A 15,994-nucleotide genomic window follows, 5' to 3' on the forward strand; every position below is an offset into this window, starting at 1 on the left:
AACAGTCTCGCTACACTGAGCGCCTCTTTCTTTGCCAAGCTTGGCTGACAAGCCAAATAAATATGCGTCAGCGTCTCCTATTTTTGCCATGGCACTGGCTCATTGCCCTGGTGAGTGGCGTATTTCTCGCCCTGATTTACCCGCAAACGCAATGGGATCATGCGCTCATCGCGCCGTATTTTGACTCGGTGCAACAGCGTTTTTTCCTCAAAGATCAGGCTTTTCTAACCCAATTTATGCATCAAGGGTTAAAAAATCTAATGATATTGCTGGCGCTCATCTTGCTCGCCGCATGGGCCGCGAGCTGGAAATACCCAAAACTACAAACCCAGCGCCGGCGGATTGGCTGGATTTTATGCGGCATGGGGCTAGCCACACTGACCATCTCGATTTTTAAATCTTTCAGCAATCATGCCTGTCCGTGGGATTTAAGTCTTTACGGTGGCGATGCCGCTGAAATTCCTTTGTGGGGCGCACTGCCTATCGGCGCTAAACCCGGGCAATGCATGCCCGGTGGTCATGCATCGGGTGGTTATGCTTTGTTAGCGTTTTATTTTGGCTTACTCGATCTGAATCGGCGCTGGGCTTATGTCGGCTTGGCTGCGGGTTTAATCTTTGGCACGGCCATGGGTTGGGCGCAAATGATGCGCGGCGCGCACTTTTTGTCGCACAATTTATGGACGCTGTGGACCATTTGGGTGGTCTTATTAATTTGGTACTGCGTATGGCCACCGGCACGCAAAATGGAATCAACACATGTTTAAATTTAAAGCCTTAACCAGCGAAAAACTCACCCTGATTGCCACGGTGTTTTTTGTTTTTGCCTGCAATCATGTTTTTTGGCAGCAACTATATACGATACAAAATCCAGATAATGCAGCCGGTTGGCTGTTTATGTTGATTGGCGCGAGCTTTTTAATTTTGGTGCTCAATCTCATACTCACGCTATTGGCACTCCCCTATGTGATGAAGCCCATCTTGAGCGTATTGCTGGTGATTACGCCGCTGGTGGTGTATTTCATGTCGCAATTTGGCATCATGATCAACGCTGGCATGCTGCGTAATGCCGCGCAAACCAATCTGACCGAGACCTTAGATTTACTCACCCTAAAAATGGCCTTGTATTGGCTGGTTTTAGGTGGTTTGCCACTGTATTTACTGTGGAAAACGCCGATTCAATACCGACCATTGCGCCGCGAAGCCATGGTTAAAACCAGTGTGATTGTGGGCAGTATTGTGCTGCTGTTGCTGGTGAGCTTTGGCTTTTATAAAGAATTTGCTTCGGTGTTTCGCAATAACCGCGAATTGCGTTATTTAATTACCCCGATGAATTTTATTCAAGCCAGTTCCAGCTATTTAAAGCACAACGTGAATATCAAGCCGATTGTTGTTGCCGAAATTGGCGCTGACGCCAAGCATACACATCCACCGCAAAGTCGCCCTAAACTCACTATTATCATTGTCGGTGAAACCGCCAGAGCGGCTAATTTTTCACTCAATGGCTATAGCCGAGACACCAATCCGCTGCTGAAACAACAAGCCGGTTTGATTAATCTGCCGCAAGTCAGCTCGTGCGGCACCGATACCGCCGTTTCGCTGCCGTGTATGTTCTCTAAATTTGGCAAAGCCAATTACAACGAAAACCAAGCCAAAAGCCACCAAGGTTTGCTCGACGTGGTGCAAAGAGCCGGTTATCAAGTGCTGTGGCGCGACAATCAATCGGGCTGCAAAGGCACGTGTGATCGGGTTCCCAATGAAACCATGATCGCGACCGCCGACCCCAAACTGTGTAAAGACGGCGAATGCTGGGATGAAGCCTTACTCACTGGGCTGCAAGAAAAAATCGACGCCCAACAACAAGATGCAGTCATTGTGCTGCATATGATGGGCAGCCATGGTCCGGCTTATTTCAAACGCTATCCACCGGCGTTTGCCAAATTTCAACCAACGTGTGATGACAAACAGCTCAATCGTTGCAGCCGAGAACAGATTCTCAATAGCTACGACAATTCGCTGCTGTATACCGACTATGTGTTGTCGAATGTGATTGATCTATTGCGCAAAAACAGCCATCGCGTAGATACCGCCATGATGTATCTGTCTGACCACGGCGAATCTCTTGGCGAGAACGGCCTATACCTACATGGCGCGCCGTATATGCTGGCGCCGAGCGAGCAAACGCATGTGCCTGCGATGCTGTGGCTGTCGCCTGAATTTGCCCAACAAGCCAAGATCGACCTAGGCTGCATGCAAAAGAAAGCGGGCCAAGCGTATTCGCACGACAATCTATTTCACTCGACCTTAGGCTTACTCGACATTAAAACGTCGCTGTATCAAACCGAGCTCGATTGGTTCGCCGCGTGCAAAGCCAAAACCGCGCAATAAATGCGCGGCTTAGGGCGAGTTAACCCAGAGAATAACCAGCTTAAACGTCAGCAGACTCTTGGGTCTGTTAACGTTTGGTTTGCAGCCGCTGCTTATGCGCTTTTCAAGATTGAGGGCGGTAGACACCCATACAAAGCGCGGTATTTGTAGGAGCGGGCTCGCCCGCGAATGCGAGCTCAGAGAACCTTCGCTGGCAAGCCAGCTCCTACGCTGCTCTTCTGTAGCAGAGACATCAACAGCTATATCGTTTCGACGCTGGGTGCAGGGCTCACAAAGGAGCTGGGCGAGATCAAAATCGCCTTTCTTTTCCCCTAACTCTTTGACGAACAAAGAGCTAGGGTTTCCGCCACTGACTGCGACTGTAAACAGCCGTGCCGCAGGCACTTAAACCCATCAACACGCCATCTGAATACTATCGCTTTTTATTAGGTATTTAATCAAAAAGCATATACAGCATGCTCTGCATTTATATACCTACTTAATACCCAACTCCACCGCCCAAATAGCCGCTTCAAGGCGTGAACGAAAGCTGAGTTTTCTGAGCAAGCTTTTTACATGCACCTTGACCGTGCCCTCGGCAATGCCGAGCTCACGGCCAACTAATTTATTCGATAGTCCATGCGCCAAGCACACTAAGATTTCGCGCTCGCGATCAGTGAGAGACGCCAGCATCGCATTGCGCTCACTGCCATCGTCTTCCCGCAAAGCCAAAGCCAACGCGCGGCCCAAGCGTTCTGGAATCGCCATTTGCCCATCAAGTGCTTCGGCCAAACGCGCGACGATTTCTTCTGGCTCCATGTCTTTTAATAAATAACCATCCGCACCAGCGCGCACCGCAGCGACCAAATCGGAGGATTGATCTGATACCGTGAGCATCACAATGCGCGAATCAATATCGAGCTCCTTCATCGCGCGCAGCGTGGCAATGCCGTCCATGCCTTTCATATTCAGATCTAAAATCACTAAATCCGGATTGTGTTCTTGCACCAACAGTAGCCCTTCTGCGCCGCTGGCCGCTTCGCCCACCACGACAAATCGTGGATCGAGTGCCAACAGCTGCACCACCCCTTTACGAAACAGCGGGTGATCATCGATTACGATGACATTAAATTGTTCGTTCATTTTCTCGATTCTCAAGACGATTGCGTTGAATTAGACGCCGCAAACGGCGTAGTCGGAATAAAGCGTAGTTCTATCAGTGTGCCACACGGCTCACGGTGTAAAAATTGTAATTCACCATTTAAATTGGTCGCGCGATCGCGCATGATGCCCAAACCATAATGCTGCTTACGCTCCGGATGATTGGCTAAACCCACGCCATCATCGGCGATTTTGACCACAATCTGCGCATTGTCCCACGCCAAACTCACCCAAGCATGCTGCGCCTCGGCATGGCGCTCTATATTGACTAAGGCTTCACGCACAATTTGCAAAATATGAATTTCTTCATGCGCTGCCAATTCAACGCCGAGTAAGCGGTTATCCAAAATAATGCTGTGCTGCGCCCGTTCGACAAATTCACTGACGGTTTTCTCCAGCGCATCGGCTAAACCACGCTCGTTCATTTGTAAGCGAAAAGTATTGAGTAGCTCGCGCAATTGTCGATAAGCGCCATTTAGGCCTTCACGCAATTCAAACAATGCGGCATTGGCAGTGTCACTGCGCTGCGCTTCAGGAAACTGATTTTGCAAACGCACCACTTGAATTTTTAAATACGACAGCGATTGCGCCAAAGAGTCATGCAATTCCCGCGCAATCACACTGCGCTCGTCATGCAGCGCCAAGCGATGCAAATCTTGTTTGCGTTTGGCATTGGCCAGCGCCGTACCAATTTGCCGCGCGACGGCTTCGAGTAACTGCTGCTGCCAATCGAGCAAGGCTTGCTGCGTTTTGAGCTGAATCGGCATAATGCCGTAATTGTTTAAGCCATCGGTGAGTTGAAACACCGGTTTATTATTCGATTGCGCTGGTGCATTCACCCCTTCAACACAGTTGGCACAATCATCTTTTTCACAGCTTTCTGCTTCCGTGTTCAGCATTAAGGCCAACCGGAACGCTTTTGGGGCTTGCTCGGTTTCGGTAAGGCAAATCGCCGCGTGTTCCAGCTCGATCAAGGCCCCCACATCCACCAACACCTGATCAAACGTCGCTTGATTGGGCTCTTGGTCGGACAATAACTGCTTGGTGCTATACAGCAGCTCTAAGCTGCGCTGATTTTGCGATAAGGCTTGGGTTTTTTCCGCCACCCGCGCTTCAAGCACTTCGATACCAAGTGCTAGCTCAGCCACCATATGATTCATCGCTTGGCCCAATAGCGTAATCTCACCCGCGCCGTCTTCAGGGGCTTGAACGCTTAAATCGCCTTGTTTAATTTTTTTGGCCGCGGCGGCCATCGCGACTAAAGGCCGAGTCACTCGCCGAGTGAGCCACAACAAAGTCAACACAAAGACCAGCGCCATGCTGCCCATCGCAATCCATTGAATCTGCCCCAACCACTGTAAACGTGCCTCGTGTTTGGCTTCGATGGCTTGCACATAGGTATCAATCAAATCCACAAAATGCACTGCTCTAGAGAGCAAATTATCATCGGTGTGCGGTGCGGCTAAAATGCCTTTTACCTCAGTACGCCACGCATTTTCTAGTTGATCATACGCATGGCGCACGGCGTCGCTCGGGTCGGTCGATAAGTTTTTAAGTAATTCGGGGCCGTATAAATTGCGCTCAAATTCTTGCACTGCTTGCTGCAATGCCGGCATATTGCTCGAGACATGCGATGGCGAAGCCAAATGGGTGGCCACAATCAGATAGGTTTGCTTACGCAGCGAGCCGGCGACATTGATCGCAGTGCCCTCTCCTGTCGAATACACCACAGTAACCCAACTTAAAAATAAAGCTAAAAAAGCGGGTAAAACCATAAACAGCAAGGCTTGTGTAATAAATCGCAAAATTGAAGCGTGCCGAAAATAATTCATGATGCGCAAAAACCATACCTCCTAATTTCCATGCTCGCGATAATTGGCGGATTCAACGCCAAAAACAATCGTCAATCTAGATTGCCATTGGCATAAACACTAGCGCTAAAGCGCGATAGCGGCGCTGCCCAAGCATGAGAAGAACAGCAAAACCCAAGTACACCACGTCACTCCACTTTAGGCAAACCGCCAAACCCACCTCACTACCCACAAAGCGGTACTTTCATAGCAAAAAATAAACCCTACCCCCTTAAGGGGATTGTCCGCTTACGCGTCGCCGAATACCCTAATTTTTATCTAATTTAATAGGGTTGGATGCTGCAGTGGATGGATCACGCCGCAATCTATTACGAGGTCGCCGTCCACAAACGTCGATCACACCTGCGCCGCCATGGTCAGCTGAGGACTTTTTTACTCGCTGTACGCGTTGTGGCGACTGCGTCAAGGCTTGCCCCAGTCAGATTATTCAACTGGGCAGCGGTGGTTTTCCGACGATTGATTTTTCACGCGGTGAATGCACTTTTTGTGCTGATTGCACCACAGCGTGCCACAGCAAGGCGCTCGATTTAGATCGTTGCACGCCTTGGCATTTGCGCGCCAGCATTGATGATCGCTGCCTCGCGCAACACGGTGTTGATTGCCGAATTTGCGGCGAAAGTTGTGATGCCAAAGCCATCCACTTTGAACTGGCCATCGGCAAAGTAGCGCAGCCGCGCATTCAAACCGAGCAATGCACTGGTTGCGGTGCGTGCTTTGCACCTTGCCCCAGCCAAAGCATCCAAATAAGGGAGTGTCTTGTATGAATATTTTCAGCCTCGTGATCCGTGCCGTTCCCGGCCAACTTGACGCAGTTAAAGCCGCTGTCATCCAAGTGCCCGGCGTTGAAATCCACGTTGAGCATGAAGGCAAGCTGATTATCACCGTTGAAGACGTACCCGGAGTGCGCTGCACCGAAATGCTAACCCGAATTCAAAACATCCCCAACGTCGCCTCAGCCACGTTGGCCTACGAATATTGCGACGAAGAAAACGCGCCGCCAAAAATATTAAAACAGGAGCAATGAGCATGAGTTTAGATCGCCGTGACTTTATTAAAATATCTGCAGTCGCCGCCGCTGCGGCCAGTGCCGGTATTCCACTAGCACAAGCTGCCCCCGCCAAAACCCTACCTGCAACAGCGGGCGATGGCAAAGACGCCATTCGTTGGGATAAAGCCCCTTGTCGTTTCTGTGGCACGGGCTGTGCGGTCTTGGTCGGCACGCAAAATGGCCGCGTGGTGGCCACTCAGGGCGACCCTGATGCCGAAGTCAATCGCGGCTTAAACTGCATCAAAGGCTATTTCCTTTCTAAAATCATGTACGGCTCGGATCGCTTAACTCAGCCGCTACTGCGAAAGAAAAACGGTAAATACGATAAAAACGGTGAATTCACGCCAGTGAGCTGGAATGAAGCGTTCGACATCATGGAATTGAAATGGAAAGACGCGCTCAAAACCAGCGGTCCAGAATCGATTGCGATGTTTGGCTCTGGCCAGTGGACTGTTTGGGAAGGCTATGCCGCTTCCAAACTCATGAAAGCCGGTTTTCGCAGCAATAATATTGACCCCAACGCCCGCCACTGTATGGCCTCGGCAGTGACCGGCTTTATGCGTACCTTTGGTATGGATGAGCCGATGGGCTGTTATGACGATATCGAAGCGGCCGACGCGTTTGTATTGTGGGGCTCGAATATGGCCGAAATGCATCCGATCTTATGGAGCCGCATTACCGACCGCCGTTTATCTAATCCGAAGGTCAAAGTATCGGTCCTTTCGACTTACGAGCATCGCTCGTTTGAGTTGGCCGACACCGGTTATGGCATGGTCTTCACGCCACAAACCGATTTGGCGATGATGAATTTTATTTGCCATCACATCATCTCGACCGGTCGAGTGAATCAAAACTTTGTTAAAGCGCATTGTAATTTCAAGCTTGGCGTCGATGATATTGGCTACGGCTTGCGTCCAAATAATCCACTCGAAACCAAGGCCAAAGAAAACGGTTATGCCGGGGCCGATGGTCAGCCTAAGGGCAATCCAAATGAGATGAAAGATTACTCATTTGAGCAATTTGCTAAATTTGTTGCTGATTATCCGGTGGATAAAGTCAGTAAATTATGTGGCATTCCGCAAGACCGTTTGATTGCTTTGGCTGAACTCTACGCCAATCCAAAAATCAAAGTGACCTCGTTCTGGACCATGGGCTTTAACCAGCACACCCGTGGTACTTGGGCGAACAATATGATTTACAACATTCATTTGCTCACCGGCAAAATCGCCGAGCCGGGCAATAGCCCATTCTCACTGACTGGCCAGCCTTCAGCCTGTGGTACTGCGCGTGAAGTCGGTACGTTTGCGCATCGCTTGCCCGCCGATTTGGTGGTCACCAACCCAGAACATCGCAAAACTGCCGAAAAAATCTGGAAGCTGCCCGATGGCACGATTCCGGGCAAGATCGGTTTGCACGCCGTAGCTATGGCGCGCGCGATTAAAGATGGCAAGGTCAAAGTGTATTGGCAAATGTGTAATAACAATATGCAAGCTGGCCCGAATATTAACGAAGAACTCTATCCGGGCTGGCGTCGTCCTGACACCTTTATCGTGGTGTCGGATCCGTATCCAACCGCGTCGACTTTGGCGGCCGATTTGATCTTACCAACCGCGATGTGGGTAGAAAAAGAAGGCGCATTTGGTAATGCCGAGCGCCGCACGCAATTCTGGCGGCAACAAGTGAATGCACCGGGCGAAGCACAATCTGATTTGTGGCAGCTGATGCAATTTGCGAAACGCTTCAAAGTAGAAGACGTCTGGCCGGCCGATTTGATCGCCAAACAAAGCAGCGTCAAAGGCAAAACCTTATACGACATCTTGTTTGTCAACGGTCAGGTGAATCAGTTTAAAAACGCCGACTTGCAAAAAGGCTTTGAAAACTTTGAAGCCAAGCTGGCTGGTTTTTACGTGCAAAAAGGCTTGTTTGAAGAATACGCCCAGTTTGGTCGCGGCCACGCCCATGACTTAGCGCCGTTTGATCTCTACCACCAAGCGCGCGGCTTGCGCTGGCCGGTGGTGAACGGCAAAGAAACCAAATGGCGCTACCGTGAAGGCTATGACGTTTATGTGAAAAAAGGCGAAGGCGTACGCTTTTATGGCAATAAAGACGGCAAGGCCAACATCATTGCGCTGCCTTACCAAGCGCCACCCGAAATGCCCGATGCCAATTTTGACATGTGGCTGTGTACCGGTCGTGTGCTGGAACATTGGCATACCGGCACGATGACGCGCCGCGTGCCTGAGCTGCATAAAGCAGTGCCAGAAGCGATGGTATTTATGAATCCAAACGACGCCAAAAAACGCGGTTTGCAACGCGGCATGGTGGTTAAAGTGGCGTCACGTCGCGGTGAAATCAAAGCGCGCCTCGAAACGCGCGGTCGCAATAAACCGCCAGTGGGTTTGATCTTCATTCCATTTTTTGACGAAGGCCGTTTGGTCAACAAGTTGACATTGGATGCAACGTGTCCAATTTCAAAACAAACCGACTACAAAAAATGTGCGGTTAAAGTCGTCAAAGCTTAATGGGGGATGGGTATTGCCTTCTAGATCTTGCTTGCAATGATCTAGAAGGCAATACCCTATAAAAATGACAGCAACACCAAATCGACGACAGTTTATAAAAAATAGTGCAGCCGCCTGTGGTGGCGCCCTAGTGCTGTCTAGCGGCTTGGGGGTTTTGGCCAGTCAACAAGCGACAGCACTGCCGGTACAAGCGTTACGTCCGCCCGGTGCTTTGCCTGAGACGCAGTTTCAAAGTGCTTGCGTGCGCTGCGGTTTATGCGTGCGCGATTGTCCTTACGACACCTTGAAACTCGCCAGCTTAGGGCAAGGCATAGGCTGGGGAACGCCGTATTTTGCTGCACGAAATATTCCTTGCGAAATGTGTGAGGATATTCCCTGCGTCAAAGTCTGCCCAACTGGGGCTTTAGATCACCAGCTCACCGAGATTAACGCCGCGCGAATGGGCTTGGCCGTGCTGCACGACCAAGAAACGTGTTTGAATTTTCTCGGCCTGCGCTGCGACGTGTGTTATCGCGTTTGTCCGGTGATTGATCAAGCCATTACCTTAGAAACCATACATAACCCACGCTCAGACCGGCATGCGATGTTGATTCCAACCGTGCATTCCGATTTTTGCACCGGCTGCGGCAAGTGCGAGCAAGCGTGTGTGCTGCCCAAAGCGGCGATCAGCGTGTTACCGCGCTCAGTCGCCAAAGGACAGGCAGCCGAGCATTACCGTCAAGGCTGGGAAGAAAAAGCCAATGCCGGCGGCCAATCGTTAATCGGACCACAAATTGCCTTACCGCCCAATCTGCCTGAAAAGGCGTCGCCATGAGGTCATTTTGGCAACGCAATCGATGGCTGATGTTACGGCGTAGTAGCCAACTTTTGATTTTGGCGCTGTTTTTAATCGGCCCGCTGCTGGGCATTTGGTGGGTCAAAGGCACGCTGGCGTCGAGTTTTAGTTTTGACTTTTTACCACTGACCGACCCGATGATTTTGCTGCAAACGTGGCTCGCTGGGCATACGCCCGAGCGGCAAGCCGTGATCGGTGCTGCGCTGGTACTTGGCGTGTATTTGATTGTGGGGGGCCGAGTGTTTTGTAGCTGGGTTTGTCCGGTCAATTTAATCACCGATTTGGCCCACTGGTGTCGTCGCCGATGGGGTTTAAAAGCCGGGCAGCAAGTGACCAAAAATAGCCGTTATTGGCTATTGGCTGGGGTCTTGCTGCTGTCATTCATCACGCAAACAGTGGCTTGGGAATGGGTGAATCCGGTGACGGGGCTGCAGCGCGGCATGCTGTTTGGCATGGGCTTAGCGTGGACGATGGCGTTGGCCATTTTTGTCTACGACACTTTTTTGGTGAGCCGTGGCTGGTGTGGGCATTGGTGTCCGGTGGGCGCGTTTTATGGCTTGCTTGGCAAAGTGGCCTTACTGCGAGTTACTGCCCCCAAACGCCACGCTTGTGATGACTGCATGCAGTGCTTTTATGTCTGCCCTGAGCCGCAAGTGATTCGTACTGCGCTCAAAGGCCAAGGCAGCCCGGTGATTGTCGCCGGAGAATGCAGCAATTGCGCGCGCTGCATCGATGTTTGTGATCAAAACGTTTTCAAAATTAGCCATCGCTTTAATCAACATACTGATTTACCACTTTAAGGGAGAAATACAATGAAAAAACTAGCCTGTATTTTAGGAATGCTGCTGGCCTTTGGCCTTGGCGCGATTGGCGTGCAAGCCGATGAACTCAAATCACTGCGCGGCACAGAAGCCGTGAGTGGTGACGTTGCCCCTGAGCATTACCGTTGGGAGCGCGATAGTCGCCCGCTGCCACGCCAGTTTGTACAGCAACCGCCGTTGATTCCGCATTCGACCAAAGGCTATTCAGTCACGACTGAATACAATAAATGCCTCGATTGCCATAGCTGGGATCGCACCGCAGAAACCGGCGCGACCAAAATCTCGATTACCCACTTTAAAACCCGCAACGGCACTGAGTTGACCAATATTTCTCCACGCCGTTATTTCTGCCAGCAATGCCATGTACCGCAAACCGATGCTAAACCGCTGGTGGGTAGCTCGTTTAAACCTGCCAATGGCTTAGTGAAATAATTCGCCCAATAAGGAAAGACGCATCATGAGCGAAAGCAAACCCAGCCTTAAAGCACGACTGTGCGAGCGACTCAAAAAACTACGCACGATTAAAATCGGTGTCGTTGGCATTGTGATTGCCTTTGTCGTTGGGATTATGTTTTGGGGCGGTTTTAACACCGCGCTAGAGATGACCAATACCGAAAAATTCTGCCTGTCTTGTCATGAGATGGCCGACAATGTGTATCCGGAATATCAAGAAACGATTCATTACACCAACCGTTCCGGCGTGCGGGCCACGTGTCCCGATTGCCATGTGCCGCATGAGTGGGGGCCAAAAATGATTCGTAAGATTGAAGCGTCCAAAGAAGTCTGGGGCATGCTCACGGGTACCATTAATACCCGCGAAAAATTCCTAGAAAAACGCGAACACTTAGCGCAAAACGAATGGAAGCGAATGAAGGCCAATGATTCGCAAGCCTGCCGCAATTGCCATAATTATGAGTATTTTGACTATATGGAGCAAAACTCACGTTCCGCCACCGCTCACCAAAAAGGCTTTGCTGAAGGCGCAACGTGTATTGACTGCCATAAAGGGATCGCCCATCAATTGCCAGCGGTACACCAAAATGTACGTGCTGGCGAAAAAGGCGTAACGGCTGAAGTGATGCATCCAACCCGCAATAAAGCCAGTGCCGCCAGTGCGGTGGACGATGATGATTTTGCTGGGATTGAATAAGATTTAAACCGCCATCCATATAAAACGGGGCTCGATTGAGCCCCGTTTTTTTATGTCGATACCATGACTAGGCTTGCAGTTGCGCCAATAATTTTTGTGCCACAAGCTCCGACGACGCCGGATTTTGCCCAGTAATCAAATGACCGGCACTCACGGCATACGGCTGCCAATCTTCGCCTTTAGAATACACGCCGCCTTTGGCAATCAGTTCATCCTCTAATAAAAACGGCACCACATTGGTTAAACCAACGGCAGCTTCTTCAGAATCACTAAAGCCGGTCACTGCTTTGCCCGCCACCAAAGGTTGACCATCGGGTGCTTTTACATGCCGCAACGCCGCGGGTGCATGACACACTAAGGCAACGGGTTTGCCTGCCGCATACATGGTTTCTAATAAGGCAATCGATTGTGCGTCTTCGGCTAAATCCCACATTGGGCCATGGCCGCCGGGATAAAACACCGCGTCGTAATCGCTGGCTTTCACCTCAGCTAATTTGAGCGTTTTGGCCAAAGCCGCTTGTGCAGCAACATCTTGTTTAAACCGCGCCGTGGCGGCGGTTTGAAAATCAGCTGCATCACTTTTAGGATCCAGCGGTGGCTGCCCGCCAAGTGGCGACGCCAACACCAGCTCAGCGCCAGCATCGAGTAGCAAATAATACGGTGCGGCAAATTCCTCAAGCCAAAAGCCGGTTTTCTGGCCGGTGTTGCCCAGTTGATCGTGCGAAGTCAGTACCAATAAAATTTTCATTGCGCCTCTCCAAACCATCTCACGCTGGCGGATGCCAGTCGTGTTTCACCCTGTTGATCTTAGACCCGAATACGCTTGCCAGCCCGCCATCAGCGCGTAATACTGGCGCTGCTTTTATCTTTGGAATCCGCCGTGTTTGCTGCTGCCTTTGCTGCCTTAATTGAATCGAACCCCCAGATTAAAATCGCCAAATTGGCCGAAATTCATCTCGCGCAACGCGATCCACTTGACCCCACGCCGATTATTCCAATTGAAAGCCCCGGCCGACCGGCCCAGCCAGAATTAGTCGCCCCCAAAGATTTACCTCGACGCCGCAATTTGGCCGAAGCCGAAAACCGCGCGGCGCTGTTGCATGCCTTTGCGCATATTGAATTTAACGCCATCAATCTGGCGCTGGATGCACTGTATCGGTTTCGCCAGATGCCCGCGCAATATTATGCCGATTGGCTCAAAATTGCCGTTGAAGAAGCGTATCACTTTAATCTGCTGTGCGAGCATCTACAAACGCTCGGTTTTGCTTACGGTGATTTTCCTGCGCATAACAGCTTATGGGAAATGGCAGTCAAAACCGACGCCGACGTCATGGCCAGAATGGCTTTAGTGCCGCGAATTTTAGAAGCGCGCGGGCTCGATGCCGTGCCGCCGATTCGACAAAAACTCGCCAATATCGGCGATCAGCGCGCCTGTGAAATTCTGGATATTATTCTGGCCGATGAAATCGGCCATGTGCGCATTGGCAATTATTGGTATCACTGGTGTTGTGAAGAGCGCCAGCTCGACCCGATTGCCACATTTGTTGCGCTACTGCGCGATTATGAAGCGCCCGTATTTCGCGGCACCCTCAACCACATTGCCCGCCAAGCGGCTGGATTTACTGCTGAGGAAATGGCTTTAATTGAGTCGTTAAAAGAATAGGTAAATAACCAACCAAGCCCACCAATCGGCTTGGTTCAAATTACGTATTGATGTTTTTTAAGTGCCTGCGGCACAGCATTAACCCAAGCTAAAGATCTTAAAGATGACGTATTGCCTTGTATCCATTTAAATAAAAAGCATACAAGGCAATACCCTATAAAATTTTGCCTGTTTTTTTACCTTTTACCGCCCCACTCTCCACAATAATCCATCACACCACTTGCCAATCGCTAAACTCACACCTATAGTGTGCTACATACCTAACACACAAGCACAGAATATGGCCGACTGGAATAATCAATCGCCCATCTATTTGCAGCTGGCTGAGCACTTAAGCCAAGCCTTGCTCGATGGACAGCCACAAGAAGGGCAAGCGATGCCTTCGGTGCGGCTATTGGCTGCTGAATATGGCCTGAACCCCCTCACGGTGAATCGTGCCTTACAAGCGATGGTGGAAGCCGGTTTGCTCGAAAGCCGCCGTGGCTTGGGCATGTTTGTTTTACCGCAAGCGAGCGAGCGATTGCGCGCTGCCGATCGTGCGCGTTTTTTGAGCCAAGAATGGCCGCTACTGCGCGCCAAATTGCAACGTTTAGGCATTAGCGCCAGCGATTTAGACTGGCACGCCAAGGAGTCCGCATGAACGACTTAGTCAAAGTCAGTGATTTAAGCATTCGCTACGGCAATAAAACCGCGGTCAAGCAGATCTCGTTTGCTTTACCTGCTGGGCAAATTGTCGGTCTATTGGGCAGTAATGGCGCCGGGAAAACCTCGCTGATGCAGGCGATGATGGGCTTGATACCTTACCAAGGCAACATTGAAATCTTGGGCTTTAATCCGCAAACTCAGCGCGAGGCGATGTTAGAACACGTTTGCTACATCCCTGATGTGGCGATTTTGCCGCCGTGGATTGTCGTTGCCGATTTACTCCAATTGATGTGTGGCCTGCATCCAAAATTTAAGCTTGAATTGGCGCAACAAAAACTAGCGCAAACGATTATTCCGCTCAACGCCAAGGTCAAACAACTGTCGCGCGGCATGATTGTGCAACTGCATTTGGCCATCATTAGCGCCATTGATGCCCAGCTGATGATTTTGGACGAGCCCACGCTAGGGCTAGATATTCCCGCCCGAAAAGCGTTTTACGATATGTTGATTAACGATTGGTGCTCTGACACACGCACAGTGCTGATTGCCACGCATCAAGTCGATGAGATCGAAAATCTACTCTCCAATGTGATGATGATGAATCACGGGCAATTGGTGCTGAACGACAGCATTAGCCATCTGGATGAGCGCTTTATCGGCGTGCGTTATGGTCTAGACACCGCCGCGCAAATCGAAGCGGCCGCACCGCTACACCGCTTTCGGCAAATGGGCGGGGAATGCGCGATTTTTGCTGGTAATGCGCCCGCCAATATTGATCAACTCGGCCAAACCTTCCGCGTTGAACTCGCCGATTTATTTGTCGCCTTAGCGCAACCGAGCATGGAGAAACCACATGCAACAGTTTAAAACCCTAATGCTGCGCGAATGGCTGCAGCAACGTCAATCTTGGTTAAGAATGGCGATTTTGATTCCGTTGATTGGCTGGGCCATTCTGTATTTGTTTGTGCTTAAACTGGGTATCCCCGTTGGCTTTTATGCCAATCATCAGCCGCTATTTAATTTGGCCATATTTGGCTTAGTCGGCCAATCCAGCCTGATAGCGGTTATTTCGCTCATAGGTGTTTTGATTCATATCCCCAGTCTGGCTTATCGCGATATTGATGACAAATCATTGGCATTTTGGCGCTCACTTCCTGTCAATGATGGCCAAGCCGTAGCCGCCCCTTTATTGATGAATGCGATTGTGCTGCCATTACTCAGCATCAGTACCGCCTTTGCGCTCGGCCTATTTTTGTCGGCACCGCTGTGGTTAAGTGGCTTGCAATCGGACCATATTCAGTCGGTTTTACTGGCGTTTACGCGTGTGATTTGGGGCGCAGCGCTGGGTTTAATCTGGTTTTTACCGCTGGTCTTAGTGCTGGCGGTCGGCAATAGCCTAGTGCGCCGTTGGGGAATTTTATTGGCGTTGATCGCGGTTTATGTTTGCAACAACATGATGAGTAATTTGATCGGCATCACCCCAATTGGCAATCAAATTGATGTCAGTATGAGTATGGTGAGTCAGTTACTGCTGCCATTTGAAAATGACCATCCAAGCCTCATCAGCAGCCAATTGAGCCAATTGCCAGCCTATATTTTTAACCTGCATTTTTTGCAAACCATCGTATCAATAATCGCTTTAGTCGCCGTCCTCGTTTGGCAACGCCAACGCGGTATAACCGCTTAATGTCGATTTAAAACCAAAAGGATTTTATATGCGCCAATGGCTGCTTCCGGTCGCTATGCTCATCGTTTTATTACTCGGGATTGGCGTCGTTTGGCGATTCCATCACGACCCAGCAGGATCAATGATGCAGATGAATCAAAATTTTGAATGGCATTTTAGTCGCAGTCATTAAAGCGATTGCACGCCCGTAAAAGCAAACATCACTATATCGCCGAAAAAAAATGGGT

The 15,994-nt window shown here is 50.3% G+C and carries 16 protein-coding genes; 13 read left to right on the forward strand and 3 right to left on the reverse strand.

Translation table 11 applies throughout. The features are described 5' to 3' along the window. Positions 1-62 precede the first annotated feature (62 nt). Positions 63-764: a phosphatase PAP2 family protein gene (locus LG219_RS12775; protein WP_226764871.1), complete on the forward strand. Its 702-nt coding sequence runs from the start codon at positions 63-65 to the stop codon at positions 762-764. Beyond that, positions 757-2,385 carry a phosphoethanolamine transferase gene (locus LG219_RS12780; protein WP_226764872.1) on the forward strand — a complete coding sequence of 543 codons (1,629 nt, stop codon included), beginning with the start codon at positions 757-759 and terminating at the stop codon, positions 2,383-2,385. The genes LG219_RS12775 and LG219_RS12780 overlap by 8 nt, the downstream gene beginning before the upstream one ends. Positions 2,386-2,859: 474 nt before the next feature. Here the strand turns inward: LG219_RS12780 and narL are convergent, their stop codons facing one another. After that, a complete protein-coding gene (narL, locus tag LG219_RS12785) occupies positions 2,860-3,507 on the reverse strand; it encodes a two-component system response regulator NarL (protein ID WP_221021551.1) in 648 nt (215 codons plus the stop codon). Positions 3,508-3,518: 11 nt separating this feature from the next. After that, positions 3,519-5,357, reverse strand: coding sequence for a HAMP domain-containing protein (locus LG219_RS12790; RefSeq protein WP_226764873.1), 1,839 nt, complete (start codon positions 5,355-5,357; stop codon positions 3,519-3,521). Between the two features lie 323 nt (positions 5,358-5,680). On the opposite strand from LG219_RS12790, the gene napF reads away from it, so the two are divergent. From napF to LG219_RS12825, 7 genes are all read left to right on the forward strand, one after another. Beyond that, positions 5,681-6,160 (forward strand): ferredoxin-type protein NapF, encoded by a 480-nt coding sequence (napF, locus tag LG219_RS12795; RefSeq protein ID WP_226764874.1) that lies wholly within the window; start codon positions 5,681-5,683, stop codon positions 6,158-6,160. Further along, entirely contained in the window at positions 6,157-6,420 is a 264-nt protein-coding gene (locus tag LG219_RS12800; RefSeq protein ID WP_226764875.1) for a chaperone NapD, read from the forward strand. Before napF ends, LG219_RS12800 begins: the two co-directional genes overlap by 4 nt. A 2-nt stretch (positions 6,421-6,422) precedes the next feature. Continuing rightward, entirely contained in the window at positions 6,423-8,966 is a 2,544-nt protein-coding gene (napA, locus tag LG219_RS12805) for a nitrate reductase catalytic subunit NapA (RefSeq protein WP_226764876.1), read from the forward strand. 64 nt (positions 8,967-9,030) lie between these two features. After that, positions 9,031-9,780, forward strand: a complete 750-nt coding sequence (gene napG, locus LG219_RS12810) for a ferredoxin-type protein NapG (RefSeq protein ID WP_226764877.1) — start codon at positions 9,031-9,033, stop codon at positions 9,778-9,780. Continuing rightward, the gene (napH, locus tag LG219_RS12815) at positions 9,777-10,601 is read left to right on the forward strand and encodes a quinol dehydrogenase ferredoxin subunit NapH (protein WP_226764878.1); all 825 of its coding nucleotides are present in this window, start codon (positions 9,777-9,779) and stop codon (positions 10,599-10,601) included. Before napG ends, napH begins: the two co-directional genes overlap by 4 nt. Positions 10,602-10,613: 12 nt before the next feature. Then, a complete protein-coding gene (locus LG219_RS12820) occupies positions 10,614-11,054 on the forward strand; it encodes a nitrate reductase cytochrome c-type subunit (RefSeq protein ID WP_226764879.1) in 441 nt (146 codons plus the stop codon). Positions 11,055-11,079: 25 nt separating this feature from the next. Next, a complete protein-coding gene (locus tag LG219_RS12825; RefSeq protein WP_284691692.1) occupies positions 11,080-11,772 on the forward strand; it encodes a NapC/NirT family cytochrome c in 693 nt (230 codons plus the stop codon). A gap of 67 nt (positions 11,773-11,839) precedes the next feature. On the opposite strand, the gene LG219_RS12830 is transcribed toward LG219_RS12825, so the two are convergent. Beyond that, on the reverse strand, positions 11,840-12,520 hold the full coding sequence (locus LG219_RS12830) for a type 1 glutamine amidotransferase domain-containing protein (protein ID WP_226764880.1): 681 nt from the start codon (positions 12,518-12,520) through the stop codon (positions 11,840-11,842). Positions 12,521-12,640: 120 nt separating this feature from the next. Here LG219_RS12830 and LG219_RS12835 point away from each other — a divergent pair, with 120 nt between their 5' ends. The 4 genes from LG219_RS12835 (at position 12,641) to LG219_RS12850 (ending at position 15,767) form a co-directional block, all read left to right on the forward strand. Next, positions 12,641-13,435: a ferritin-like domain-containing protein gene (locus tag LG219_RS12835; protein ID WP_373314873.1), complete on the forward strand. Its 795-nt coding sequence runs from the start codon at positions 12,641-12,643 to the stop codon at positions 13,433-13,435. Between the two features lie 280 nt (positions 13,436-13,715). Beyond that, positions 13,716-14,075 (forward strand): GntR family transcriptional regulator, encoded by a 360-nt coding sequence (locus tag LG219_RS12840; protein WP_226764882.1) that lies wholly within the window; start codon positions 13,716-13,718, stop codon positions 14,073-14,075. Next, entirely contained in the window at positions 14,072-14,947 is an 876-nt protein-coding gene (locus tag LG219_RS12845; protein ID WP_226764883.1) for an ABC transporter ATP-binding protein, read from the forward strand. The genes LG219_RS12840 and LG219_RS12845 overlap by 4 nt, the downstream gene beginning before the upstream one ends. Beyond that, positions 14,934-15,767 (forward strand): hypothetical protein, encoded by an 834-nt coding sequence (locus LG219_RS12850; protein ID WP_226764884.1) that lies wholly within the window; start codon positions 14,934-14,936, stop codon positions 15,765-15,767. Before LG219_RS12845 ends, LG219_RS12850 begins: the two co-directional genes overlap by 14 nt. Positions 15,768-15,994 lie beyond the last annotated feature (227 nt).

The sequence above is a fragment of the Deefgea salmonis genome, assembly GCF_020531905.1.
Taxonomy (GTDB): Bacteria; Pseudomonadota; Gammaproteobacteria; order Burkholderiales; family Chitinibacteraceae; genus Deefgea; species Deefgea salmonis.

Bases quoted from the DNA above. Each gene is read 5' to 3' on its own strand.
- LG219_RS12775 (WP_226764871.1), top strand. From the start codon at position 63: ATGCGTCAGCGTCTCCTATTTTTGCCATGGCACTGGCTCATTGCCCTG.
- LG219_RS12780 (WP_226764872.1), top strand. From the start codon at position 757: ATGTTTAAATTTAAAGCCTTAACCAGCGAAAAACTCACCCTGATTGCC.
- narL (WP_221021551.1), bottom strand. From the start codon at position 3,507: ATGAACGAACAATTTAATGTCATCGTAATCGATGATCACCCGCTGTTT.
- LG219_RS12790 (WP_226764873.1), bottom strand. From the start codon at position 5,357: ATGAATTATTTTCGGCACGCTTCAATTTTGCGATTTATTACACAAGCC.
- LG219_RS12800 (WP_226764875.1), top strand. From the start codon at position 6,157: ATGAATATTTTCAGCCTCGTGATCCGTGCCGTTCCCGGCCAACTTGAC.
- napA (WP_226764876.1), top strand. From the start codon at position 6,423: ATGAGTTTAGATCGCCGTGACTTTATTAAAATATCTGCAGTCGCCGCC.
- napG (WP_226764877.1), top strand. From the start codon at position 9,031: ATGACAGCAACACCAAATCGACGACAGTTTATAAAAAATAGTGCAGCC.
- napH (WP_226764878.1), top strand. From the start codon at position 9,777: ATGAGGTCATTTTGGCAACGCAATCGATGGCTGATGTTACGGCGTAGT.
- LG219_RS12820 (WP_226764879.1), top strand. From the start codon at position 10,614: ATGAAAAAACTAGCCTGTATTTTAGGAATGCTGCTGGCCTTTGGCCTT.
- LG219_RS12825 (WP_284691692.1), top strand. From the start codon at position 11,080: ATGAGCGAAAGCAAACCCAGCCTTAAAGCACGACTGTGCGAGCGACTC.
- LG219_RS12830 (WP_226764880.1), bottom strand. From the start codon at position 12,520: ATGAAAATTTTATTGGTACTGACTTCGCACGATCAACTGGGCAACACC.
- LG219_RS12840 (WP_226764882.1), top strand. From the start codon at position 13,716: ATGGCCGACTGGAATAATCAATCGCCCATCTATTTGCAGCTGGCTGAG.
- LG219_RS12845 (WP_226764883.1), top strand. From the start codon at position 14,072: ATGAACGACTTAGTCAAAGTCAGTGATTTAAGCATTCGCTACGGCAAT.
- LG219_RS12850 (WP_226764884.1), top strand. From the start codon at position 14,934: ATGCAACAGTTTAAAACCCTAATGCTGCGCGAATGGCTGCAGCAACGT.